The organism is Geoalkalibacter ferrihydriticus DSM 17813 (genome assembly GCF_000820505.1).
Classification (GTDB): domain Bacteria; phylum Desulfobacterota; class Desulfuromonadia; order Desulfuromonadales; family Geoalkalibacteraceae; genus Geoalkalibacter; species Geoalkalibacter ferrihydriticus.
Genome location: NZ_JWJD01000001.1, coordinates 965183 through 989277, shown reverse-complemented (window position 1 = coordinate 989277; position 24095 = coordinate 965183). Strand labels below are relative to the sequence as shown.

At 63.4% G+C, this 24095-nt stretch carries 13 protein-coding genes; 4 read left to right on the top strand and 9 right to left on the bottom strand.

The annotated features are described in order from the left end of the window. Window positions 1-99: 99 nt before the first annotated feature. From GFER_RS04565 to GFER_RS04525, 9 genes are all read right to left on the bottom strand, one after another. Window positions 100-8229: a cytochrome c3 family protein gene (locus GFER_RS04565; protein ID WP_040096453.1), complete on the bottom strand. Its 8130-nt coding sequence runs from the start codon at window positions 8227-8229 to the stop codon at window positions 100-102. A 238-nt stretch (window positions 8230-8467) separates the two neighbouring features. Further along, entirely contained in the window at window positions 8468-9403 is a 936-nt protein-coding gene (locus GFER_RS04560; protein WP_082047850.1) for a right-handed parallel beta-helix repeat-containing protein, read from the bottom strand. Window positions 9404-9441: 38 nt separating this feature from the next. Then, on the bottom strand, window positions 9442-10491 hold the full coding sequence (locus tag GFER_RS04555) for a hypothetical protein (RefSeq protein ID WP_040096450.1): 1050 nt from the start codon (window positions 10489-10491) through the stop codon (window positions 9442-9444). Next, window positions 10488-11858, bottom strand: a complete 1371-nt coding sequence (locus GFER_RS04550; RefSeq protein ID WP_040096449.1) for a right-handed parallel beta-helix repeat-containing protein — start codon at window positions 11856-11858, stop codon at window positions 10488-10490. Before GFER_RS04550 ends, GFER_RS04555 begins: the two co-directional genes overlap by 4 nt. Then, the gene (locus GFER_RS04545) at window positions 11836-12867 is read right to left on the bottom strand and encodes a carboxypeptidase-like regulatory domain-containing protein (RefSeq protein ID WP_139172209.1); all 1032 of its coding nucleotides are present in this window, start codon (window positions 12865-12867) and stop codon (window positions 11836-11838) included. Before GFER_RS04545 ends, GFER_RS04550 begins: the two co-directional genes overlap by 23 nt. A gap of 50 nt (window positions 12868-12917) precedes the next feature. Continuing rightward, window positions 12918-14111: a right-handed parallel beta-helix repeat-containing protein gene (locus tag GFER_RS04540; RefSeq protein ID WP_040096444.1), complete on the bottom strand. Its 1194-nt coding sequence runs from the start codon at window positions 14109-14111 to the stop codon at window positions 12918-12920. Next, window positions 14108-15202, bottom strand: coding sequence for an MSCRAMM family protein (locus tag GFER_RS04535; RefSeq protein ID WP_040096442.1), 1095 nt, complete (start codon window positions 15200-15202; stop codon window positions 14108-14110). Before GFER_RS04535 ends, GFER_RS04540 begins: the two co-directional genes overlap by 4 nt. An 11-nt stretch (window positions 15203-15213) precedes the next feature. Next, window positions 15214-17643 (bottom strand): spermine/spermidine synthase domain-containing protein, encoded by a 2430-nt coding sequence (locus GFER_RS04530; protein ID WP_161807381.1) that lies wholly within the window; start codon window positions 17641-17643, stop codon window positions 15214-15216. Between the two features lie 156 nt (window positions 17644-17799). Further along, entirely contained in the window at window positions 17800-19263 is a 1464-nt protein-coding gene (locus GFER_RS04525; RefSeq protein WP_040096438.1) for an FG-GAP repeat domain-containing protein, read from the bottom strand. Window positions 19264-19622: 359 nt separating this feature from the next. Between GFER_RS04525 and GFER_RS04520 the strand changes: the two genes are divergently transcribed. The 4 genes from GFER_RS04520 (at window position 19623) to GFER_RS04505 (ending at window position 24091) form a co-directional block, all read left to right on the top strand. Beyond that, on the top strand, window positions 19623-20648 hold the full coding sequence (locus tag GFER_RS04520; RefSeq protein WP_139172211.1) for an ethylbenzene dehydrogenase-related protein: 1026 nt from the start codon (window positions 19623-19625) through the stop codon (window positions 20646-20648). 254 nt (window positions 20649-20902) lie between these two features. After that, window positions 20903-21643, top strand: coding sequence for a carboxypeptidase-like regulatory domain-containing protein (locus tag GFER_RS04515; RefSeq protein WP_040096436.1), 741 nt, complete (start codon window positions 20903-20905; stop codon window positions 21641-21643). Next, window positions 21643-22542 carry a HEAT repeat domain-containing protein gene (locus GFER_RS17480; RefSeq protein ID WP_052445956.1) on the top strand — a complete coding sequence of 300 codons (900 nt, stop codon included), beginning with the start codon at window positions 21643-21645 and terminating at the stop codon, window positions 22540-22542. Before GFER_RS04515 ends, GFER_RS17480 begins: the two co-directional genes overlap by 1 nt. Before the next feature lie 46 nt (window positions 22543-22588). Continuing rightward, a complete protein-coding gene (locus tag GFER_RS04505; protein ID WP_040096435.1) occupies window positions 22589-24091 on the top strand; it encodes a 4Fe-4S binding protein in 1503 nt (500 codons plus the stop codon). Window positions 24092-24095 lie beyond the last annotated feature (4 nt).

The following is a 24095-nucleotide window of genomic DNA, read 5'->3' as shown; positions in this document are numbered from 1 at the left end:
CAAAGAACCAGGGGGGGGGCAGTTCAGCAGGGATGGACGTTTGCGCTGCCGCTCCCTTTTGGTTTGATGTGGATTTTCAAAGGCTTATCCGTTGCACCCCTAGTTGTTGTTGTACCAGGTCGAATTTTCCTCCCAGGGCGTGACGCGGTTCCAACCCGGCTCCTGGATGGTGGTGCCCACCTTGACGAAGCGGTGGCAGTTGACGGCGCTGGTGGCGTAGGCGAACTGGCGGTTGCGCGCCTTGCCGCTGACGTCGTTGCCGGTGTAGGGCATGACGTTGGAGGTCGACCAGTTGATATTGGTGCCGTCATAGCGCCCCGAGGTCCAGTCGCCATCGACCGAATAAAGATCGTCCCACTTGTTGTGGCTCACGTCCAGACAGTTGGTGATCATCAGACGCGGCAAACGCGAGGCATGGGGGTTGTGACACTTGGAGCAACTGAAGCGGTGATACATGGGCTCCGCCGCGTCCACCCCGGATTCCATGCTGACCCCCCAGGCAAACTCTTCGTAGGCATAGATATTTTTCTGCGCAGTCGGACTCCAGGCATAGGGATAAACCCCCACGCTGTTGGTCGAGGTGCGATGGGTATCCGAGATGAAGGTACTGCTCTCATCCTCGTTGCGCAATCCCCACATGCGCTCGGGGCGATCAACACGGTAGCCGACCGTATCCTGGTAGCCCATGCCCGGCTTGTTGAAGGCATTGCCTTCCTTGCGCACGGCCGGGTCGTAGACGTTGGCGCGGTGAATGCCGCTGCCGCCGATGACGGCGTTGGAATGTCCATTCACACCCAGCCAGGCATTGTCAGGGTTGCCCTGCTCGTCGACCGCGAACTTGTTCATGTTGTTGACGTCTGTGCCGTGGCACAGGGTACACAGACCAGCGGAATCCTGCAGGGTCCAGGTGACGGTGGGATAATCGCTGTTCTGATCGATCCAGTAACCGCCCATCTTGTTCATGGTGGTGGCGCCGCGCGGCACCATGCCGAAGTCGTCGCGTTCGCCCGTGAAATAGTACTGAGCCTTGAGGGCATCGGTGGAGAGGTCCATAAAACCCTTGAAACGGCCAGGCGCGCCGTCCTCGAAGTAGGGGTTGCCTTTCCAACTGCCGCGCAGGTAGGGTCGCCCGTTGTACACGTCGCCCGGAGCATGGTTCATATCATGGACATCATGACAATAGCTGCAACGGATCTGCGCTACGTCGTCGACACCGGGGCGGGTCACGTCGGGATTGGCGGCGTGCGTCGACTTGACGGTGCCGGTCTTGTAGGGGAAATAGGGGCTGTCCCAGGTCCCCGTGACCCAGTTGGAGGTTGGTGTGCGGTTGCCCCAGCTTCCGGAGTTCGTATGAAGGATTCCATAGTCATAGTGGGTGGCGAATTTCCATGACCCGGAGCTGGTTGAGGTGGTGATGGAATAGCTTTCCGTATCAAGCAGCGTAAAGGTGTTGGTGCCGGTCCGGGTGATGGTTCCGGCCCAGCCGTTGAGCTGCCTGCTCCCCGTGGGCATGGAAATGACGATCCGATCTCCTGTCACCAGGCCATGTCCGTTGCTGGTGATGCTGATGGGCTGGCCTAGGGATTTGGAGACACTGCCGATGGCAGCACCGACATTCCTGCCCCTTTCCACGCCTGCGTAACCCCACTCGGAAATGCGCGTCGCTTGCGCATCATGACAGCCCCAGCAGATCTCGGCCTCGGTGTGGAAGGGGCCGCGCCCGTTGATGGTCTTGCGCAGGTGAATGCCGCCCGAGCTGTAATCGAGGCCCACCATGGGAAAGTTGGGGATGAACACCGTCTCCTCGCCCAGGGGATTGCGGCCCTCGGCAGTCTCATCGCCCTGGGGATGACCCTCCACATGGCACCAGGTGCAGTCGCGTACCACACCGCCGTCATAGACGTGGGGGATGTGCTCGGTGCGCACGAGTTCACCGTTGGTAAAATTAACGCCGACGGGAATGGGTTGATGCAGGGTCAGGGTGGTACCATCCTTGACCAGGATCTTGAAGAAGGTCTCGCCCTTTTTGATGCGATCGCCCACCTGCAGATTGTTGGCGGTGCTCGACACCGTGAGGGTGGTCTTGATGCCGTCGCCGTTCTGATTGCCGCTCACCGTGGAGGCGCGCCCTACCGTGGCTGCGGCCACCGTGGCGCCCGGCCAGAATACGTTGCTTTCGTGGCCGTGGCATTCGTTGCAGGTGATGAGCTTGGGCCCGTCGGGCTCGGATGCGCGCGGCCGCCATTCCGGCGGATCGGCATTGTCGCCGTGGCAGCGCATCTGCGAAGTGCCGATGCAGGTGCCGGGGTTGCCGCCCTGGGGCGGAATCCACTGGGCGTCGTCGCCCGCGGCCGGAGACAGGATGACGTTCACCGTGCCGTCGGCGTGATCGGCACCCAGATGGCACAGGGAGCACTGATCGCCGGTGAAGCGATAGGAGAAGTTGAGGTGGCGCAGATGCTGGCCCACCGAGAAGTCATTGCTGTTACCCAGCAGGTTGATGGGCGGGGCCGCCTTGTAGATGGGCTTGTTGCCGCCGTAACGGCTGTCGGTGGTCTGATCCTCCCAGTCGCGCCCGTAATAGTCTTTTGCGGAGCGGTTAGGATCGCCGTGGCACAGCGCGCAGGACACTGAGTCGCGCTCGCCCCACACGGGCGCGCCGCTGCCGTGGCAGCCGGTGACGCCGGTGGCGTTGAAGCCGAAGCAGCTCCCGCTGTCGACATTCTGTTTCTCGATGCTCAGGTCGTTAAAGCCACCCGGGCCCGTGCTGTCGCGATAGATGAGATGGGCGCCGTCGTGATACTCGACCAGACTGGCGCTCAGGGTTGTGTGCGTGGTCGCTGCGTTGAAATAGCCCTTCTTGGGATTGTTCCAGGCCAGGCGGATGCTGCCCACATCGTGTTTGAGATCATAATGCTGGGACTGCTCGCCGTGGCACTTGGCGCAATCCACCTGGGTATAGCCGTGCATCTCATGGCTGCCCTTGGTGGCGAAGTCATCGGGCGGGTTGCCGTGGCACACGCCGCAGCGCAGGCCGCCCTTGGCCGAGGGCGAGTTGGACAGGCCCGACCAGTTGCCCGCCTTATCGGCGGTTCTGACGGCGAAGAAATAATCCTTGCCGGGGTTGAGACCCAGCACTTCGTACCCCTGGCTGCGGCCGGGGTCGGCCGGCAGGGGCGGCGCACCCATCACGGGGGTCGCGGCGCTCCACTTGGCCTCGCTGTTGATGGCATCGGCCGCGTTGTAAGGCACCGATTCCTTATAACGAATGTCGTACTGATGGGCGCGCCCTTCCTTGCCGTCGTCGCCGGGCGCGTGCCAGTAGAGCCACACGGTGCCGGCCTTGGGCCGGTGCTCGGCGACCAGGTCGGTGATGGCCGCGGGCGGCGTCGTATCCACCGAGTTGTTCACTGTGAACGTGTTGGTCACGGCATAGCGACGATCATGAAAAGTGCCCGCCGCCAACCCGCCGGGGTCGCTGCCGATGATGCGGTGCAGCATCCCGTCGCCCGCGCCCACCCGCACCCGCACGTTGTTGAGGGGCGCGTTGAGGGCCAGACCATCGTTCTTTGTCCGCCACACCGCGCTGGTGCCGGGCACGTCCAGGGCGATGACATAGGGCCAGGTCACGCCGCCGTCCACGGATCCGTAAACATCGTAGAAGATCTGATCGCCTTCGGGGTCGGTGGACGCCGTCCAGGTAATAGGCACATCGCCACTTACCGTTGCCCCCGGAGAAGTGACGCTGAAGGGGCCCGGCAGCTTGTTTTCCTCCTGCTCGTAGACGGTGAGCAGGCTTGCGCCGCGTTTGGAGCCGAACCAGACCTCCATTTCGCGGGTTCCTTCCTTGCGCAGGCGAATGGCCAGACGTTTGCCGGCCGGCACCGTATAGACCATTCCGTCCACCGACGGGAAATAAGCCTTGACACTACCGCGGTGGCGGCGCGACAAGACACGGCGATAGCTGTCCAACTGCTGGAAGCCGTTGTCCCAGTAGCCCAGGTCGAAGTGCACGACGATGGTGTTGCTGTCTTCGCGGTTGCGCAGATACAGCGACATGGATCCGCCATGAATGTTGGTATCCACGGCATAGGCCGTATCGAGTACCCAGGTGACGATATCGCCGCTGCTGTTGATGCTTTGAATACGGTTGCGGGTTCGATCGCCGCACACATAACCAGAGGCGCGCATCAACGAAATACGGTGGGACGTAAAGCTTAGGGAGCTTCCACACCCCAAACTCAGGTTGGTCGTTGTTCCCCCGAGATTGGTGCCGCTGTTGGCGATACCGTAGTACATGCGACCGAAGATGTCGTTCTCGTTCGCCACCTGGGGAATGGCGATCTTGATCACCGTGTTGGCATCCACGTTCTGCGCCGGGGAGGCATCCCGCGCGCGCACCGCGAACAGATAATCGAGACCGTTCTGCAGTCCGGTGACGTGGAAGGTGGTGGCGGTGGTGGTCGCCTGGGGGTTATTCCAGTCGATGGTCTGGCTTGACGGAACCCAGTACACCAGATAGGTGAGGGGGCCGGTGTCGTCGCGCGCCGGGCTCCAGTGCAGGTCCACGGAGCCGTCGATGTAGGCGGGCTGGGCCGACTCAAGCCCCTGGAAGCGCGGTGCGAAGCTATCCAGCAGCGCCTGGGCGCCCTGGCTGTTGGAGACCGGCGAGTGGTTGATCATGGTCTCGTCGAAGGCCTTGACGCCGAAGTAATAGGTGGTGCCGGGTTGCAGGCCGTAAACCGTCATGGTCTGGATGCGCGGGTCGTCCTCGTAGTTGCGCACGGCCGAGGGCGGCCCGGCAGCGATGGTCGAAGAGGTCCAGTTGGCATCCGTCACCGCACCGCCGGTGCGGTAGCGAATCTCGTAACCGTACACGCCCGGCCCCTTGGGTCCAAGATATTCCGGCCCCAGGTCGCCGTCGTTGTAAGGCGGCGTCCAGGCGAGGTTGACCGTGCCGACCGCGCTGCCGGTGACGGCGACCAGATCGGTGATCTTGCTCGGGGCGATCTGGTCCTCGTACCAGGTCCAGGTGAAGTCGCCGTTGCTGTGGCAGGCGATGTTGGAGCAGCGCTTGATCACCGGGTTGTAGAAACCGGTGGGATCGACATTGCCGTACAGGTCGCGGAACTGGGTGCTGTTCCACACATCGCCATGCACGTCGGCGGTGGTGTCGGCGCGCCCGGTCACGGGGCTCGAATGCGGGCCGCCCGAGGCGTTGCTGCCGCCCGGATCGGGGTGGCAGGAGGCGCAGGCCAGATTCTGGTAGCTCAGCTTGTCGCTGTAGGCCGCCCAGGCACCGTCGCTGAGCCCTGAAAGGGCCTGCCCGATGGCATCCACGTGGACGAAGTGAGAACCGGCGCGATCGGCGATATTGTAGCCGTCGCGCAATTCGCCGTCGGGCCAGAAGTTGTCGGCGGGCGTGGCGTTGTTGCCGCCACCGTGGCAGCCGTTGCAGCCGCTGGGAGTAAAAGCGGTGGTCTCGTGGTCGTGCTCATGGCAGCTGAGGCACTGACCGGCGAAATGGGCGGGAGCATCGACCGTGCGATTGAAATAATTGACCGCGCCCGCGTCATGACACACCTGGCAGATGCCGTACTGGTTGTTGCCGGAGGCGTTGGGGGTGGCAAGGAAGTAGCTTTCGCGAACGCCGCGGTCGGCAAAACCCACCACCTGGCGGCCGCCGATTTCGGTGCGCACCATGGCGTCGGAACTCTCACTCTGACCGTGGGGGTCGTGACAGGCGACGCAGCTTGAAGCATCCTCGCTTGCGCCGCTTGAGGCAAAGTGGCTCGGGGTGGAAGCACTGTGGCAGAAACGGCAGAAGCCGTTCGGGTCAGTGCTGAAATCCCTGCCGAAGAGGACGCGTAAACGCGTCGTGTCGGCCGCGCCCATGTGCGCGGAGTCAAAGTCAAGGCTGTGGCAGGAACTGCATGCCTGATCAAAGGGACTGGCGCCGTGGCCGGCGGAGAAATAGACGCTCTTGGCCGATGCCGTACGCTCCCGGCCGTCGGCATCAACATAGACGGTGGTCTGCGCACCGGTATGACAGGTGATGCAGTCGGCGCTTGCGGGGTTGCCCCACACCAGGAGGATCTCCGGCGACTCCACCCCGTGGCAGGCGTTGCAGGCATCCCCATCCACCGTCAGCGCGCCATCGACATGCCCGGCATGAGATCCCGCATGGGCGCCCGCTCCGTGACAGGTGCCGCAACCTATATTCGCGCCGGTGGCATCGACATGCACGGCATGACTGCCGCTCAAGTTTTCACCCGCCACGGCATGGCAACTGCCGCAGGCGCCGCTGGCCGCATCGCCCCAGGCGGGTGAGGCGAAGTTGCCCTGTCCATCGGAGTGACAGAACACCGCGCAGCTTCCGTCGCCGCTGTTAAAGCTGCCCGCGCCGAGCAGGGCGTTGCCGAGATTATAGCCCGTGGCGAACGCCACATCGACCGCGCCGTTGACATGGGTGGTGCCGCGCGCGCCGGGCTGCAGGGCTGTGGCGCTTCCCGCGGTATCCACATGGCAGACATTGCAGGCATAGCCCGCCGCCAGATGCTTGAGGTGGGCGCTTGAATTACGCCCGTCCATGCTGTCCGCATCGTTGCCGTGGCAGGCGTTGCAGGTGGTGATGGCGCCCTTACCGCCGCCCCAGGAGACATTCACCGTAGTGAAATCGCTCAGGGTCTTTCCGGAAGGGTTGTGTTTGCCGCCGCTGCTGTGACAGTAAAGATTGCTGCAGGTGCCGTTTCCTGCTGCATTGTAGGAGGGATTCAGGATGCCGCCGCCGGTGGTCAGAGAATTAAAGGAATTGCCCCCGAGAAAAATATCCTGGAAGCTTCCCTGATTATGCGTGGCGGCGAAATCGTCGGCATTGTGGCACAGGTTGCAGGCGAAACCATAACCGCTGCCCGCACCGGAATGTGAGGTGTGCGGGGTGAAATCCTCGTTCTTAGGATTGGAGCTGGCGGCATAATTGTGGCCGCCTTCCACATAGGCATAGCCACCGGGACCGCCGGCGACGTTGGCCGACGGCGGAAACCCGTGGCAGTCGGCACAGTTGGCGGCAAAAGAATACTCCATACCCGCGCCACTGTGGTTGTGGCAGTCCAGGCAGTTCTCACCTTCAATGTGCGCACGGGCACTGTTGGGCATGCTGGTGAGTTCGCCGTGGCAGCGCTCGCAGAATCCGTCGGCCGCGCCGGGACTGCCCGCCCACTGAGCGGCGGTGGTGGAGGAGCCACCGTGGAACGCGGGCAGCGCGGCATAGCGCAAGCCGCCCACGGCACCGTAAGTCAGAGTCTGGGCCTGGCTGCGCAGGACAAAGTAGTTGACCTCGCCATTATTGTAGGAATGGCCGCTGTGACACACCAGGCAGCCCACTTCTTCCACCGCGCTGCCGTGGGCCTTGTAGGTATGGCAGGCCTGACACAGCGGATAGGTTCCCGCCGACTGAGGGCCGTCACCGCGCAGCAGCTTGCCGTCGCCGGTGCCGGCCTGACCCGGCGCGGTCGGGGTATCCGAACGCGAGTCGGCGAAATGCACCCCGTGGCACGAGGAACAGCCAACCCCGCCGTTGCTGAGCAATTGGATGTCTCCGGGCCAGGCCTCGACCTCGGCGCTGGAGCGGTACTTCTCGGGCTGGGCGGCAACCACCGCCGCGTAGCTTTCGACGGTGGGGTGGGTCAGCAGGCCGCGATCTTCGCTGCCGACCACCCAGGGCGCATGACACTGGATGCACATCTGGTCGCGGCTGCCCGCGCCCAGGCGCAGGATCTTGGTATTTTGCGGGTCGCGGCTGTGCGGATCGTGACAGCGCTGGCAGGTGATCTTGCCGGTGGAAATATTGTAGCGCCCGTAAAAACGTCGATCGCTGGGGGCCTGGGCGCCGGCGGCGGCGTTGACATCCTTGGCCGCCCACATGTGCGAAACCTGATCGCCCTCATTCAGCCCCGCCGGATAAGAGCCCATGGCGTTGCTCGCATCACCCGGGGCGAACCGCCCTCCCGGTGAGCGAAAGGTGCCGTCGAGCATAAGGATCGAACCGGCGCCTTCCTTGTGGCACTGCAAACAGAGATTGGTTGTGCCCTGACCCAGATCGGTGAAGCTGACCCCGACCTTGTGGCAATTTTTGCAATCGAAATTGTGTACCACTGTGGCTTCGGCCGACAATGCGCCCAAAGCCACAAACACCAGAGAAAAGACCCACTGCCGCCACCACCACCGCATACATCGCCCCCAAATGCTCTTCCCGCACGGTTGATTTTTCGCATTATCACGACCAGAACAGTCAAATCGCGGCTTGTGCCGAGGCACCCCACCGACCTTGGACTTCGCTGCCGGGCTTGGCAAACCCTGCAGAACGGGAGCTTACAGTCAAATAGGCCTGATCAGTTAGATCTTACCAATGCAAAAAAGGCGCCACAAAGGCACCCTTTTGGATCAACGAAAAAGAAGGCTGAAAAACTCAGGGAAGCGCGAGAGACAGGGGGGCCGCGAGCGGCTCCGGGGCGTGCACCCGACCGAGATGCGCATCGAAGTCGTGGTCGAAGAACAGACGGCGCATTTCCACAGGATCTGCGCTACCCCACCAGTTGCGCGGCAGGGTTAGGTCGCCCGCCTGGTCGAAGCCGAGTTTAACGTGATACTGGCCGGCAGCGGTGATGTTGTTGTATTCGATGAGGCTGTTATCGTCGGAGCGGGTGACGACGAAGATGTTGATGTCGTTGTCGCGGATTTCGTTGTGATGCACATGGGCGCGCCCGCGCCGCTCCTCGAAGCGCAGACCGTGCGTGTTGTCGTGAATCAGGTTGCCGGAGACTTCGAGGTTGACGGTGGAAAAACGCACCCCGTCGACGTTGTGGCGAAACACCGAGTTTTTCACCGAAGCCTGGCAGAAATGCACCTGAATGCCGCTGAAAGCGTATTCGCTGATGATGTGCTCGATGACACCCTCGCGCGCGAAGTTGAGATAGAGAAATTTCCAGTCGGATTTTTGCGGATTCTCGGCCGCGCTGGTGAACAGGATGGGCTGCTCGGGGGTGCCGCGCGCGACGATGCCGCCCTCGACCAGCAACTCCGAATCGCCGATGCCGTCGCCGTCAATGTCGATGGGCGTGAACAAGACCCGCGTCCCGGGCAGAATGGTCAGGTGGCCGTTTTTCTTCACCACCACCACGCCGGTAATGCGCACCTCGCCGCTCCACACCGCCTCACCCTCGATCACCGCATCGGTCAGATGCAGTACCGGCGGCGCAACGGGCGGCCGCGCGCAACCGACCAGCAGCAACAGGCACAACCCCAGGATAATCCGTAGGGGCGACGCATGCGTCGCCCTTGGCGGGGTGCGGGACAATCCGGACGACGCATGCGTCGCCCCTACGTCAACAAAACCAATTTCCATGGATTCACCCTGGGCGCACGTCGGCGCGCCCCTTCGATTCACAGCTCAAACCCCAACGTCACCGGCTCGACCTCGATATCGATCCCCTCAAGAGTCTCTCCGGGCAGAATGGTCAGGCTGTGATCGGCGGTTTCGTCATACATGCCGAACAACTCGCCAGGCCGTGGCGAATCGCCGTATTTCTGCCGCGAGCCAACGAAATAGACGCCTGGTTCCCGCACGTAGACCACATAGCGACCGTCGACGCCGGTGGGCGGAGAAAGGGCCGCCGGGCGCTGATGGCCGATCACGCGATCCGTATAGGCGAAGACGTGCACCCCGGCCACAGGCTGTCCCTGGGGATTGGTAACGCGCCCTGAAAAGGCCATGCCCGTGGCGCGGACGAAGGTTTCGCTGCGGTTTTCCTCCTGCACCTTGCGCACCACCGGCAGGCTGATCTGTTGCGTCTGTCCGGCTTGAAGATACAGGGGATTGCCGGCATAAACCCCGAACAGATCGCCTTCGCGCACCGGACCCACCTGCCCGCCTCCGGCTCGCTTGCGGGCGACGAGGAAATAGCCGGTTTCGGGCAGGGTATCGAAGGCGAAACGCCCATCGACACCGGTCGGCGGCGACAGGCGATAACCCTGCCCCTTGAGGTCCTCCTCGGCGTCGAGATAGAGATAAACCCGGGCGTCGGCAACGGGTACGCCGTCAAGGAGCACCACCCCTTCAACCGCAGCGTTGAAGTCATCGTCATAGGGCAGCGCCTTAGCCGGAGCCGTCACCACCCCTTGCAGTCCCGCCCACACCGTCTCGTCGGCCAAAGCCACGGGGTTGCGCCCGCAAAAAGCGAACAGGCCGCGCTCTTCGTCGCGGGCGAAAAGAGCATAGAGGCCCACCGGCAGATTCAGCCGGTAGAAACCAAATTCATCGCTGGGGGCTGACACCGCCAGTGGCTCGCCGGAAAAATCCAGGTTCGTGTGAGCCTCGACGCGCATCCCGGCCAGGGGTTCTCCGTCAAGCACCACCCGGCCTTCGATGGTTGCGCCGAAAGCCGTCGTGCATATCAGCAGCATTGCGAAAAAAAGCAGAAATGTTTTTTTCATGGCACCTCCCGCGGTCCGGCATCGCTCACCGCCTCGTTCAGCCAGGGAGCAAACACCACCTGGTCGATAAGATAGGATTCCTCTCCCCAGCCTGCGTAACTGACCCGTCCCAGTTCGTGGCGGTCGCGAAAGAAGGATAACGCGCCTGCGTTGTCCGCCGCCTCCAGAGCCGAGGTGTCCGGCCCCCACCAGTTATCGCGCACATCCACCTCGTCGCGAAATTCCGTAGGCGCACGCGCCAGCAAAGGATTCTGACTCTGGCGCGCCTGCGCCTGGTTCATGACCTGCCCCCGGGAGCCCACACGGGTTTCAAAGTCAGCGCTCTGGAAACGCCCCAGCTCCACCGCCATGGCGTTGCCGATGAAGTTATTGCGGCGTACCCGCGGATAAGAGGAATAGTCGCAATACAGCACGCGTCGATTGGCGCGGAATTCGTTTTTTTCAACCACGGGATCGGACTTGCGGTTGTTCCACAGGGCGGTATCGTTTTCGGCGAATAGATTGTGGCGCACCTGAGCCGAGGCGAACTGATCGTTACGCATGGCCGTGCCGTTGCCGACGAAGCGGTTGTCTTCAACCTGCGGAAAAGAAAAGGACAAATTGGCCAAGGCGACTTCGCCGCCACTGAATTCGTTGTTGCGGATATGTGGGGAGCGCTGAGTCTGATTGCAGAAGATGGCGATTGCGTTGTCGATGAAACGGTTGCCGCCGATGGTTCCGTCAAAGCGGCTCTTGAGACCGATGGCCTGGCGGTTGTCCTCGAAACGGCAGTCGTCGATATCGCCGCCGCTGCCGTGACCGGCGATAAAAGCGCTGCCGCGATGGTTGCGGAACAGACTGCGCCGGATCTGGATGTGCGATTTCATCTGGGCCTCGATACCGATCTCGTTGTCCGTGAACAGGCAATCCTCGATCACCGCCTGGGATTCGCGCACCAGGTCGATGCCGTGCCCGCCGTCGCGAAACTCGCTGTGCGAAACCCGCAGACGGGCGCCCAGAACCCGCAGGGCGACTTCGACCCCCGCAAAGCGGGCGTAGCGAACCTCCACAGGCGCGGCCGGCTCCATCAATTCGATGCCCTGCCAACCGGGCGCAGAGGCAAACACCACCGGCGCATCCGCGGTACCGGCGATCTCCAACCGTCCCCGCACCAGAATGCGCGTCGCCGCCTCGGTCGCCTCGACCCGCGTGCCTGCCGCGATAAACAGCCTGGCATCCGTCGGGACCTCCAGGGGCTGCTTCAGTTCGACCACACCGCTCCAGCGGGTCTCGCCCGCCGGCAGACGCTCCGGCGATGAGGCCAGGGCACCTCCGGGCAGAATCAGCGCTGCCGCAAACAGCAGTCTAAAGAGATTTTTTCTCGACACGGATACGTACCTCGCTAACGCTGCCCTCGGCGCTCAGGGTCAATCCCGCAGCGCCTGCTTCATAGCGCCCGTACCATTCGCCCTCCCCGACCGGCCCACCGAAAGACTGGCGCGCCAGAAGATGCCAGGGGCCGTCGGCGCCCAGGGGCAGCTCAAAATGCCCGGCGGCGTCCGTCGCCGCGGAAAACACCTCGGGATGACCGGTCATCTCCGGGTTGCGGTAGGCAAACACCCGCACCCCCGCCAGGGGTTCGTCCTGCGGCCCCGTCACGACCCCGCGCACCCCGCGAAAGGCCGGCGCCTCGCCCTCTTCGAGCAAAGCCAGGCGGGTAATGGTTTCAATATCCACCCGGTGCATCTCGCCCGCGGCGATGCGCACCGGATTGCCGTAGTAGTAGTTGAAGTAGTCGCCGATTTCGATGGGGCCGAACATCCCGCCCTGGGCGCGTTTGCGCGCCAGCACCCAGTATTCTCCAGGCGGCAGGCGCAGGCGGAAATGACCCGATTCCACCGGCTGGATGGTATAGCCCGGCCCTTTGAACCCCCGCGCGGAATCGGTGTAGACGTAGAGATAAACGCGCTCCAGCAACTCTTCCTCAAAGGTGATTTCGCCCTCGATCCCGCTCATTTCACCCGGTTGCGGCGGCGGGGTTTCGCCCAGGCGAATGAGATTAAACCCCACGTTGGTGTAGTGCTCCGCGCTGACCCGCACCGGCGCACCGCTGTAATAACAGAAATGGTTGCCGGGCCCCGGCTCGCCCTCGAAATCGCGCGCCACCAGGTAGTAGTCTCCCGGCGGCAAATCCAGCCGATAGCTGCCGTCGACATCCACCGGCGGCGACACCGCCAGGACACGTCCGGCGGGGATGTCGGCAATGGCGCCATAGGCATGGACCTGGACCCCTTCGACCAGTTCGCCACGCCAGGCGACCCGCCCCTGCACTCCCGAAGCGGCCCAGGCCGGCACGGCAAGCGCAAGCAACACCAGCGAAATAATTATCGGTCGCATCAGGCCCACAGGTCCCATAGATCCCAAATAGAATTTTTTTCTGGTTTTCATCATTGCGTATTCCTTGCTGCCGGATTTAAAGGCGCCGCCCGCCAGGGTGCGAATTCAACCATATCCAGCGGATATTTTTTGCCCTCATCCTCAAAATACGGCTCATCACGGCCGTCGTGGATAAATGGGGGATTGCCGCGCCCGGCGCTGCGCGTCAATTCAGCGGTTTCGGCCGCGCCCCACCAGTTGTGCTTTGCATCCACCGTGCCGGTGAGCGCCCGAGGACGCCGCGCCTCGGCATCAGCGGGCTGGCGCGCCGTCTGGCCGAAGGCGCCGCGCCCGCTGCTCTCGGCGGCGCGGGCGGCCTCGCCGTTGGCGCGTTCCCAGGCCGAGGACTGATGGCTCAAGACCAGCGCCATGGCGTTGCCGGCCAGGTCGTTCTCGCGAATCACCGGATAGCTGGAATATTCCACTTGGACGCCGATGCGATTGCCGCTGATGCGGTTGTGGCGTATCCGGGCGTCGGCACGGCGCGACAGCAGAATCCCGGTGCCGCCGTCGACAAGGACATTGCTCACGAGAACCGGACGCGCCGCGCGGTCGACCTGAATGCCGACCTCGTTGCCCTCGAAGCGGTTGCCGCCGATCTCGGGATCGGTGCCGTAATAGGCGATCATCAAACCCACGGGATTGGCGCGCAGCAGATTGTCGCGAAACACCTGGGGATTAGAGCGATAGACATAGACGCCGAAGCGGGCGTTGCCCTGGATCAGGCAATCCTGAATGCGCGGCCGGGCCTCGTCCTTAAGAAACAGTCCCACGCCGTGATTGTCAAGAATGCGGCACCGCTGCACCTCCGCGCTGGTCTGACGGCGCAGCTCGATTCCCGTGCCATTTCCCGACACCTCTAAATTCGTGAGTCTGGGCGCGCCGCCGAGCACCAGCAGCCCGATGCGCGCACCGCTGATACGACAGTCGTCCAGCAGATGCTCACCGCCGTGCAACTGAATGCCCTCCCAGTCGCCGCCGGAAAAGAGCGCACCGCGCGCTTCCAGGTGTCCCAGGACTTCCAGGCCGCCGCCGCTGAAATGAATCTCGGTGCCCGGTTCCACACGCAGGGTCACGCCGCGCTCGACGCGGACCGTTTCTGAAAACTCCAGAGCCCCGCGCCACACCGTATCCGAGGAAAGGGAAAGGGCCTGCGCCGCCGTCGGCAAGAGTCCGAGAAAAATCAACAACAAGAATGCCTTCACCACACCTCCCGAACCTGCAAATCGTCCAGCAAGACCTGCGCGCCGCGCTCGATGTCGGCGCCGTGGTCGGCGCGGCCGCCGTAGGTACCGACTCGCTCGCCGGGTTCCAGGGGTCCGCCGAAACGGCTGCGCGCGCCGATGTAATAAGTGCCGCCGCTGCTCAGATAAAGAGTAAAAGAGCCGTCCTCGCTGCTCGGCTCGGAGATATAGGTCGGTTTTCCGACCATGCGCCGGTCGAGATAGGCGAACACGAAGATTCCTGCCTGGGGCGTACCGCGCCCATCCACCACCCGGCCGGTAAACGCGGTTTCCGTGGCGACAAACTTGCCTTCGTTGCGGCGCTGCGCGCGGGTTTCAGGCTCAACGACGCTGACCCGGATATCCTCCAGGTCAATTTCCTGACCCCGGATCACGACCACCGGATTGCCCGCATGAACCCCGTTGAGGTCGCCCGGCGCCGGCTCACCCAGGCGCGACCCGTCGCCGCGCCGGCGCGCCGCAAGATAATAGCTGCCGGCGGGCAGAGGAATGCGGTAACGGCCCACCTCGTCCGTACGTACCGCCTCGGCGTAGGAGGGACCCATGAGTCCCGAAGCCTGGTTCGTATACACATAGACCCAGGCCCCCTCGACCGGCCCGCCGTCGCTCACCACCCGCCCCTGCACTGCGGTGCCGGGTTCGGGCACCAACCCCGCGCCGCGCCCCATCTCGCGCAGGCTGAAAGGAGGCACCCGCACCCGCCCCCTCACCTCGACGGGGTTGGTCGGACATTCGGCCATAAGCATGCGATCACGGCCGTCGTCGCCCTCTTCGCGCTTCTTGCCGATGAGGTAATAGCGCCCCGGCGGCAGATCCAGGCGATAGCGCCCGCGCTCATCCGTGGTCGCCACGGCAAAAGGCGCAACGCTGCGGTCCTTGCCGCTCTTGAGATATATCTCGAGCTGTGCCCCGGCCAGGGGCCGCTCACCCACCAGCAGGGTGCCATCCACACCGCTGTCGCTCGGCGTGCAGGCCCAACAAAGAAAAACCGCAGAAAGAACAAACCAAAATCGCACCCAGTCCACTTTGTCCACTCCGTCGACCTTGTCCACCAAGCTCTTCCTCACACCGGCCGGAACCACCAGACCGCCGCCAACGCCACCAGATACACCCCGACCCCCGCCAGCAGGGTGAACGTAAAGCCGAAGTTCATGCTCAGCACCGCGGCGAAGATGGCACCAAATACGCTGGTGGCGCTGTTGATGCCCCAACTCCAGGGCACCGCCGCCGGCGTCGGATGAAAGGCACGCATGCCCAAAGGCAGGGGCATACCCAGGACAAGACCCAGGGGTGCCAGCAGCACCACCGCGAACAGACAGCGCAGCACCAGAGGCAAAGTCAGCCAACTGGTCAGTAGGGGCGGCAGAATAGCCGCATACACCAATGACAGCAAAACCAATGCCACCAGCAGCTTCAGCAAAACACCGCGCTCCTGCCCCGGGCGACAGCGTGCGGCAAGCAACGAACCGATGCCGGCAAACACCAACAGGGCGAAGAGCACCACCGCCAGAGCGTAGATAGGCGGCCCGAGAAAGACGGTAAAGCGGCGCAGCAAGCCGATTTCAATGAGCATGAACCCCAGCCCCAGACTGGCGAAATACGCCAGGCGCGGTGCCGTACCCGGCGTGCGCAACTCGCGTCCGCGCAGCACCGCCAGGGGCAGCAGCAAGCACACCAGAACCAGCCCCGTCACCACCACCAGCAGGTTGCGCAGGGTCAGAATGGCGCGGTCTTCAAACGGACTCTGCTCGGGAAAGGAGAGCAGGCGCACGAAATCCGCGGGCTTGAGCATGTAATAGAAAAAGGGGCGATCATCGCTCACCGGACGGATATCGAAGGGAAAGTCCCGATAAAAGGCGTCGCTGCCCCGAGAGGCGATAAGACGGTGATAATGACTGTCGCCGTCGCGGGCGTCGGGCATGAACACCAGGTCGTATTCACGCGCCCGGGCCTCTTCGCGCAGAAAGGCGAGTTCCTCGGCGGTGAAGGGGCTGCGCTTGAGCATGAAATTGGCCAGGCCGCGTTCGCGGATGACGGCAAGGTGGGCGGCCGGATCGGCCACGCCCTTTTCCTTGAGCAATTCCAGACCCAGGGACACCAGACGCAGGGTTTCACGCTCGAAGATGAAACGCGAAATGGACAGAATGCCATCGTCGCTGAGACGCTCCCAGTAGTCGCCAAAAGCCTCCACCGTGTAGAGATTGTTCTCCGCGAGGGTGAAGGCGCCCGCCGCAGGCGCCATGCGCCCAAACACCGCCGAGGCCTGGATGACGTCGTAAGTCTCCTTGGAACGCCGCACGAAACTGCGCCCCTCGTCCACCGCCAGGCGCACGCGCGGATCACGGTAGAGTTCGCCGGTGAAGGCGCCGAAGCGCTCATTGACCGCTTCGGCGATGAGGGAATTGAGTTCGACCGCCGTCACTTTTTCGGCGTCCATGGCCAGGGCGGCCAGCACGTCCTTGCCGCCGCCGGGGCCGATGGCCAGGGCATTGGCCCGCGGACGCAGGGCATAGGCCAGACTGATGACATTGGCGCGGAAAAACTCGCGGAAGCGCTCGTCATCGCGCCGAAACAGCGTGGTGTAGCCGCTGTCGTCGATGACCATGCCCAGTTGTTCGGGAATGGGTCCGCGGTAGCTGCGCGACAGGCCCCAGGCCCGCTCCTGTTCCTGCCCCTGGGAGGGATAAACCGCCACGCGCGAGAAAGAATTCCAGCCGCTCCAGATCATGCCCGGCTCGTAGCGGCCGCGGGCAAAGCGTATTTCGGCGTAGCTGTTGATGAAATTGCCGACGCCCGCCGCCGCCAGCACGGTCAGCACCAGCCACAGCCCCAGGCGCTGCCTGCGCAAACCGCCGTTTGGCAGAAGCAGGGCTGCTGCCCCCAGGCCCAGGGCGGCAATGACCAGGATGGCAGTAATCCCGCCCACCAGGTTGAGCACCGCGATAATGGCCAGACAACCGGCGCCGGCACCGAGCAGATCCCAGCAGTAGAGGCGGTTGATGTCGCGCAGGTGACGGGTCAGCAACAGGGTTACGGCCAGGCCGCTGCAATAGAAGGGAAAGGCGGTGACCAGATAGAGCACGGCCAGAGCCGGCAGCATGCCGGCGGGCACCGAAGTGCCGCCGGGACCCTGCTGAAAGGGCTGGTAATGAGGTTGATGAAAAAAGGACAGAACCGTAAAGCCGAACTGGGGATAAAGCCGGAACAGGACGAACAGACCGAAAAACAGCGCGACCCCCAGAGCGAACAAAGCGCTCCAGCGCGCCGCGATGAGCTCGCTGCGTTCCAGGGGAAACCAGCGCGGCTTCAGGGCGATGGTCAGAGCCGCCGCCCCCAGACCGAACAGCGCCAGCGAGATGGCCATGGAGGCGAAATGGTACCACATGAGCACCGAGAAGATCCGCGTCAGGATCAACTCGTACATGAGGGTGGCCATGCACAGCAGGAACATGCCCCAGCAGGTGCGGCGATGAAGTTTGATTGGATTATTCATGAAGTATTGACAATAGCAAGTGGTGTACCGAAAACGAAAGGGCGCGACATGCCGCGCCCTTTGCATTTCAAAAATCGTAGGGGCGAGGCATGCCTCGCCCTATTCCGTAATTCCCCGCAGAACCAGGGCGAGGCATGCCTCGCCCCTACAATCCCGTCATTGCGGTTCAACAATCTCCAGCACCTGCCCCGTTTTCACACCGTTTTTACGCACTTCGACGCCGCTCGGGAAACGCACCAACAGATCGTAACCGCGTCGTCCGTCGAGGCCGAAATGGGCGAGATTGGGCTCCTGGGCGCAAAAGCCGGTGGCGGAGCGCATTTCGCGCATGGCAATCAATTGACCCGAATCCGGGTCCAGAATTTTGACACGGGCACCATAGGCATCACGATTGGACTGGGTACCGGTGAGCTTGACCTTGAGCCAGTCGGCATTTTTCATCTGGTTTTCGAACAGGCGGTTGGGTGCGCCCCAGTTGACCACGTAGAGATCGAGAGCCCCGTTGTTGTTGACGTCGGCGAAAGCGGTGCCCTTGGTGCGCACGGTTTCGCACTTGACCACCGGCAGATCCTCGGCCACGTTGACCAGGTGACCCGCGCCGTCGTTGAGATAGAGCTGATTGGCCAACTTGCAGTCGCCCTCGTAGAGGTCGAGCAGGCCGTTGTGATTCACGTCGCCGAAAGTCGGCCCCTTGCCCCAGCCCTCGCCGCTACCTGTGAGTTGCGCGGAGGCATCGCGGAAAGTGCCGTCGCCGTTGTTCAAGTAGAGGCGGTTGCCGCCGACGTAGTTCGACACGAACAGATCGAGGGAGCCGTTATTGTTAATATCGGCAAAGGCCGCGCCCAGGCCCCAGTGAGGATCGGCGACCCCGGCCTCGCGCGAGCGCTCGGTGAAAGTACCGTCGCCGTTGTTGATATACAGGCGATTGGGCTCCCCCGCCGGATAACGGCCATTGACCACGTAGAGATCCTGCAGGCCGTTGTTGTTGACGTCGCCCCAGATGGCCATCCAACTCCAGCCGCGATCACCGACGCCGGCCTGATCCGTGACCTCGGTGAAGGTGCCGTCGCCGTTGTTGCGAAACAGCACATTCCTGGCACCTACGCCGTAATTGGCGCAGTAAATGTCGAGGAAACCGTCGTTGTCGAAATCGACAAAGGACGCCCCGTAGGTAAAAGCCCTGAGGCCGACACCGGCCTGCTCGGTGACATCGCTGAAGGTGCCGTCGCAGTTGCCCTTGAACAGGCGGTTGGCCTCGATATCGTGGCGCCCGCCGGTGGCCAGGTAGAGATCGACGCAGCCGTCGTTGTCGAAATCGCCGAACACGCTGCCCATGGTGAAACCGGGATGGTCGATGCCGGGTCCGGCCTGGGCGGTAAAGTCGGTGAAGGTGCCGTCGCCGTTGTTGAGATAAAGCTTGTTGGCACCGCCCTTGTTGGACACATAGAGGTCCATGTAGCCGTTATTGTTGACATCGGCAAAGGCCACGCCCTTGCCCAGACCCTCGTCGGCGACCCCGGCGAATTCGGAGACATCGGCAAAATCAGCCGCCCCCGCCGTTCCCAAGCCGCCCATGAGCAGAATCCCGACCATTGCCGCCTGTTTCAATCCTTTGAACATGATCACTCCTCTTAAAACGAGAAATCCCGTGAAATCACCACATGCGGCGGAAAAGTCCGGCCTTTTTGCCGGGCGGCAAAATCGCCCGCGCGCCGCATCAACCGTCCCAACCGTCCAGAGACCGGCAACGCCGGATCGTCCACCGCCAAGCGATTGGCCTGCAATCATGAAAATCATGCAATATCTGCACCCATTTCTGCGCGTGCTTCAGAAAAGATAACCGCCGCCTTGAGGTCAAAATACCGACACGCGCCGTAACGAAACCCGGAGCCTACCCCGCAACCGGGCATGGTACGTTCTTTGCTTTTCCAGGCTATTCGGAAAGAGAAGTCGAATTTTCCCTTAGACAGGACAAGACCTTGACCCGATGCATGTGGATAGCGGCGGCATTCCTGCTGATTGCGACGGCTTTGAACGGCTGCCGCGAGATTCCCGCCGATCGCCTCTACGCCCTCAAACTGGCGCAGCCGCCGTCGGACGCCGATTGGCAGCGCGCCCTGCCGCGCCAGGTGCAGGTCAAGGGCGGGCGCCTGCATGAACTGCGCGGCCAGATGAACCTCGACGAGGATACGGTGCATGCCTCCACGCCTTCGTGCCATCACGGCGCTTTGCCGCCGGCGCCGATCAGCGTCGACATGCGCGCCTTCTACACCGAAACCGACCTCTACCTGCGCCTGTCCTGGCCCGACGCCACCCGCGACGATCGTCTCATGCAATGGCGCTTCGACGGCGAAATCTGGCACAACGAAGGCGGTCAGGAGGACGGTCTGGGCCTGCTGTGGGCCGAGCGCCAAGATTTTCCGCGCTTTACCTGCGCCCAGGCCTGTCACCTCGCCGACTTCGCCGTTAGCGGCGCGGCCTTTCACGCCAGAAATCTCATGCGCCTGCGGGAAGAAGGCCCCTGGCTCGATCTCTGGCGCTGGCGCGCCGATCTCAGCGCGCGCCACGGCTTCGCTGATGATCTATGGCTCGATGCCCAGGGCATGCATCCCGATATTCCGGGCGAACTCTATCGGGAAAATTCCCGCGCCGCCCAGTCTCCGGCTGCGGGTCTGGAGCCCTTTGCCCCGGGAGATCAACCCCTGCGCGACGGCGACGGAAGACCGGCCTCGGGATTTCGCCCGCCCGGCAGCACCGCTCCCGGTTATCTGACCGAACGCCCGCGCGGCGGCCGCGCCGATGTCAGCGCCCGGAGCTCTCACGAAGGGGGACGCTGGACGCTGATTCTACGGCGCGCCCTGGATACGGGCGATCCCCGCGACATCGTTTTTCGCCCCGGCGACCCCCTGGGCACGGCTTTCGGCCTGGCCATCATGGATCACACCCCCGTCGATCATTATGCATCGACCTTGGAGGAGATCCTGGTGCTGCTGCCGGGGGAGTGAAAGTCGAGCCGCCATTTTTTCACCGCAGAGAACGCCGAGAGCGCAAAGAAATGCCATTGAGAAAGACTATATTTGCAATTATTCAGCAGTCGCCGCCGACCGTACCGCAGGGTGCGGCGGTTGAGTGCTGCGGCAAATGTTTGAGCCACAGGCGAGTTTTTGCCGCACACGATGCCGCCGCACCCTGCGGTGCAAGCTAAACAGTTACATATATTTTTGACTTTTTCACGCACCCCTAACCATGGATTGACGACATGTCCAGACTTCTGATTCTGATGGTCCTGCTTTTCGTTCTGCCCCTCGGCGGTTGCTCCGAAACCTCCACACCGGCCGGGGAAGATGGCCTGACGCGCATCGAAGGTCAGGTGGTCGCGCCCCTGGAGGGCGCCTATCTCTACGTTTATCGCCAGGGCATGGATCTGCACGGTCCGGCGTTTGCCGTCTCGCGGGCCACGGCCGAGGACGGTCGCTTCGAGTTGAGTCTGCCCGAGGGCGATTACATGGCGGTGGTGCGCAAGCGCCAGAACGGCGAGACCTCCGGCCCGGTGGTGGCCGGCGACTATCGCAGTGAAATGATGCCCCTCAAGGTGCGTGGCGGCCATTTGAGCCTCAACGTCGAGGCGCCCGTCAAAAGCGGCGATGAACGGCTTTTGACGCAGGATCAAATTCTTGCCCGCACCGGCCTGAGCGGAGCCGTTCTCGACAGCGAGGGACGGCCCGTGGAGGGTGCGCGGGTGCATGTCTATGACCATGTGCAGATGTCCGAGCGCCCCAAGTACGTGTCGGAGAAAACCGGCCCGGACGGCCGCTACTTGATCCACCTGCCCGAGGGCGGCACCTATTATCTCGCCGCCCGCGATAAATTCGGCGGCCCGCCGCAACTCGGCGATCTCTACGGGCGCTACGACCAGGGCACCATCGAGCCTTCAGCGGTGGTTCTCGAGGACGGCCGGCTTCTGGAAAACATCGACATTCGAGTGACCAAGGTCTGGTGATGAACAGCTTGCGAACAGGATTTTACCTGCTGACCCTGCTCCTCGTGCTAGGTTGCGGTCCGAGCGGCCCCATCGATCTTCCCGATCTCGAAGGGCGGGCACGCGGCGGCGATGCGGCAGCCATTGAACGCCTGGTCGGCCTGCTTGGCGATCCGGCCCTGGCCGACCGCGTCTACCCGGTGCTCATCGAAATCGGCGCCCCGGCGGCGTCGGCCCTGCTCGCCCAAGTCGACACCCGCGATGCCCGGCGCCGCGAGTATGTCATCGCCGCCTTGGGCACCCTGCGCGTCACCCAAGCCACGGCGCCCATCGCCGCGGTGCTTGCCGACCGGGCTTTGGAGCGACGTTACGTCGCCGCCCGCGCCCTGGGAGAAATCGGCGAACGGGCGGGAATTGCACCCCTTATCGCCGCCCTGGACGATCCCAACGACGAGGTCCGCCGCAACGCGGTGCGCGCCCTGATCCGTTTTCACCGAAATGCCGTCATGCCCCTGGTCCAAGCCCTGCCCGATGCCTCGCCGCAGGCCGCAGGCGGCATGATCCGCGCGCTGGGCGACATCGGCGACGAGCGCGCCTTCGCGGCTCTCAAAACCCAGGCCGAAGGGCCCAACCGCGCCGATGCCCTGCTCGCCCTCGGTCGCTTGCGCGATGCGCGGGCCGAAGATATTTTGCTGGCCGGACTCGTGGATTCCGACTGGCAGGTGCGCCTGAGCGCCGCCACGGCTCTGGGGCCTGTCGGAAGTCCCGCTGCCGCCGAAGCCCTGCGCAAAAACCTGGACGATGAGGTGGTTGCAGTACGGGTTTGGGCGGCGCGCAGCTTGGAAATGATTACCGGCACCCCGCAGCTTTACCGCAACGCGCGCGGCGAGATGGTGCCGCCGGAAAATCTGTACCGGTGAGCAGGAGAGTGGCTTTTGTCAACCTTATGAACGGTAGTTGGGACGGATGCTGAAGAACGTTTTTCATATACCGCTGCTCGGGCGGGTGCTGCGCTCGGCCTGGTTTTGGCGGATGCTGCGTTTGCTGTGCCTGGTCGTGCTGCTGGTGATGATCGCAGCGGGATGGCACCATCGCGACATCCCCGGCGTGAGCGTTCCCGACCCGCTCATGTACACCAATCTGGCCTCTCACCTGTTCTGGGTGTGGTGGATCATGGGCGTGGTCTTCGTGGCGCTGCTGTTCGGGCGGCTGTGGTGCGCCGTCTGCCCCCTGGGCTGGCTCAACGGACTGGCGACCCGCTTCGGCTTTTATCGCACCCTGCCCGCCTGGCTCAACAACTTCATCCCCGTCACCCTGGCGTTGCTGGGTGTGCAGTTGGCGGTGTATTTTCTTGCCGTTCATCGTTTTCCCGACTTGACCGCGCGCCTGCTGGCCCTGATGCTGATCCTGGCGGTGGCTTGCGGTCTGGTGTTTCGCGGCCATGCCTTCTGTCGTCTGCTGTGCCCGGCCGGAGCGGTGTTCGGTCTCTACGCGCGCATCGCTCCCTGGCAACTGCGCGTGGGCGATCAGAGCGCCTGTGCCGCCTGCACGGATCAGAACTGTATCTCCGACGGCCGCGTCTGGCGGCGCCTGGCCCTGGGACCGGCGGTACTCTACTGGCACGGACGGCGCAAGGGCTGCCCCGTCGATCTGGTGCCGGCGCAAATGACCGACAGCGCATCCTGCACCCTGTGTCTGCATTGCGCGCACAATTGCGGCAACGACAACCTGGTCATGGGCCGCCGCCCCTGGCCGGGCGATCTTGGCCGCGGCCGCCTGTCACCCTCGGAGACTCTGTTTTTCCTGGTGCTGCTCGGCCTGCTGACGGTCAATTTCACCAAGGTCTATCCCGACCTGCGGCACCTTTTGTGGGCCGCGCCCGAACAGGCCGCAGCGCTGCTCGGCTGGCAGAGCGCCGGCTTTTACCTGCTTGCCGCGCCCTGGGCGGCGTTGCTGCTGCCCCTGCTGCTACTGCTGCCGGGGTATCTCGTGTGGCACCTCGCCGAACTGCGGGTGGCGGCCGCGCCGCCTCCGCAAACCGGCGAGGCCCTGCCCGAGCCACCGACCGGGCCCGGTTTCTGGAACCGCCTCGGGCATCTCGCCTTGCCTCTAGTGCCGCTGCTGCTCACCGTGCACCTGATTCTGGCGGTGGTCAAAATCAACGCCAAGGGCGCCTTTTTGCCCCTCGCCCTGCGCGACCCAAGCGGGGTAAAAAGCTATCTCGCCATGAATACGATGCATACGGTGCCGACACCCGGCCTCTTCATCTCCCTCGACGTCCTCAAATGGCTGGTGGCCGTGCTGCTCGCCCTCGGCGCAGCGGTGAGCGTCCTGAGCATCCGTCCCTGCCTCGCCGCCCTGCCCGCCGCCCTGTCGCGCCGCGGCTTTGCGGCAGGTGTCCTGACCACCCTGGCGCTGCTGGCGGGCCTTTACGGCACGACCATCCTGCGCTGGCTTTTTATTCGGTGACTCT

Coding starts and splice junctions, on each gene's coding strand:
- GFER_RS04560 (WP_082047850.1), bottom strand. CDS start 9,403: ATGGAAATTGGTTTTGTTGACGTAGGGGCGACGCATGCGTCGTCCGGA.
- GFER_RS04525 (WP_040096438.1), bottom strand. CDS start 19,263: ATGTTCAAAGGATTGAAACAGGCGGCAATGGTCGGGATTCTGCTCATG.
- GFER_RS04515 (WP_040096436.1), top strand. CDS start 20,903: ATGTCCAGACTTCTGATTCTGATGGTCCTGCTTTTCGTTCTGCCCCTC.
- GFER_RS17480 (WP_052445956.1), top strand. CDS start 21,643: ATGAACAGCTTGCGAACAGGATTTTACCTGCTGACCCTGCTCCTCGTG.
- GFER_RS04545 (WP_139172209.1), bottom strand. CDS start 12,867: ATGCGACCGATAATTATTTCGCTGGTGTTGCTTGCGCTTGCCGTGCCG.
- GFER_RS04565 (WP_040096453.1), bottom strand. CDS start 8,229: ATGCGGTGGTGGTGGCGGCAGTGGGTCTTTTCTCTGGTGTTTGTGGCT.
- GFER_RS04505 (WP_040096435.1), top strand. CDS start 22,589: ATGCTGAAGAACGTTTTTCATATACCGCTGCTCGGGCGGGTGCTGCGC.
- GFER_RS04555 (WP_040096450.1), bottom strand. CDS start 10,491: ATGAAAAAAACATTTCTGCTTTTTTTCGCAATGCTGCTGATATGCACG.
- GFER_RS04530 (WP_161807381.1), bottom strand. CDS start 17,643: ATGAATAATCCAATCAAACTTCATCGCCGCACCTGCTGGGGCATGTTC.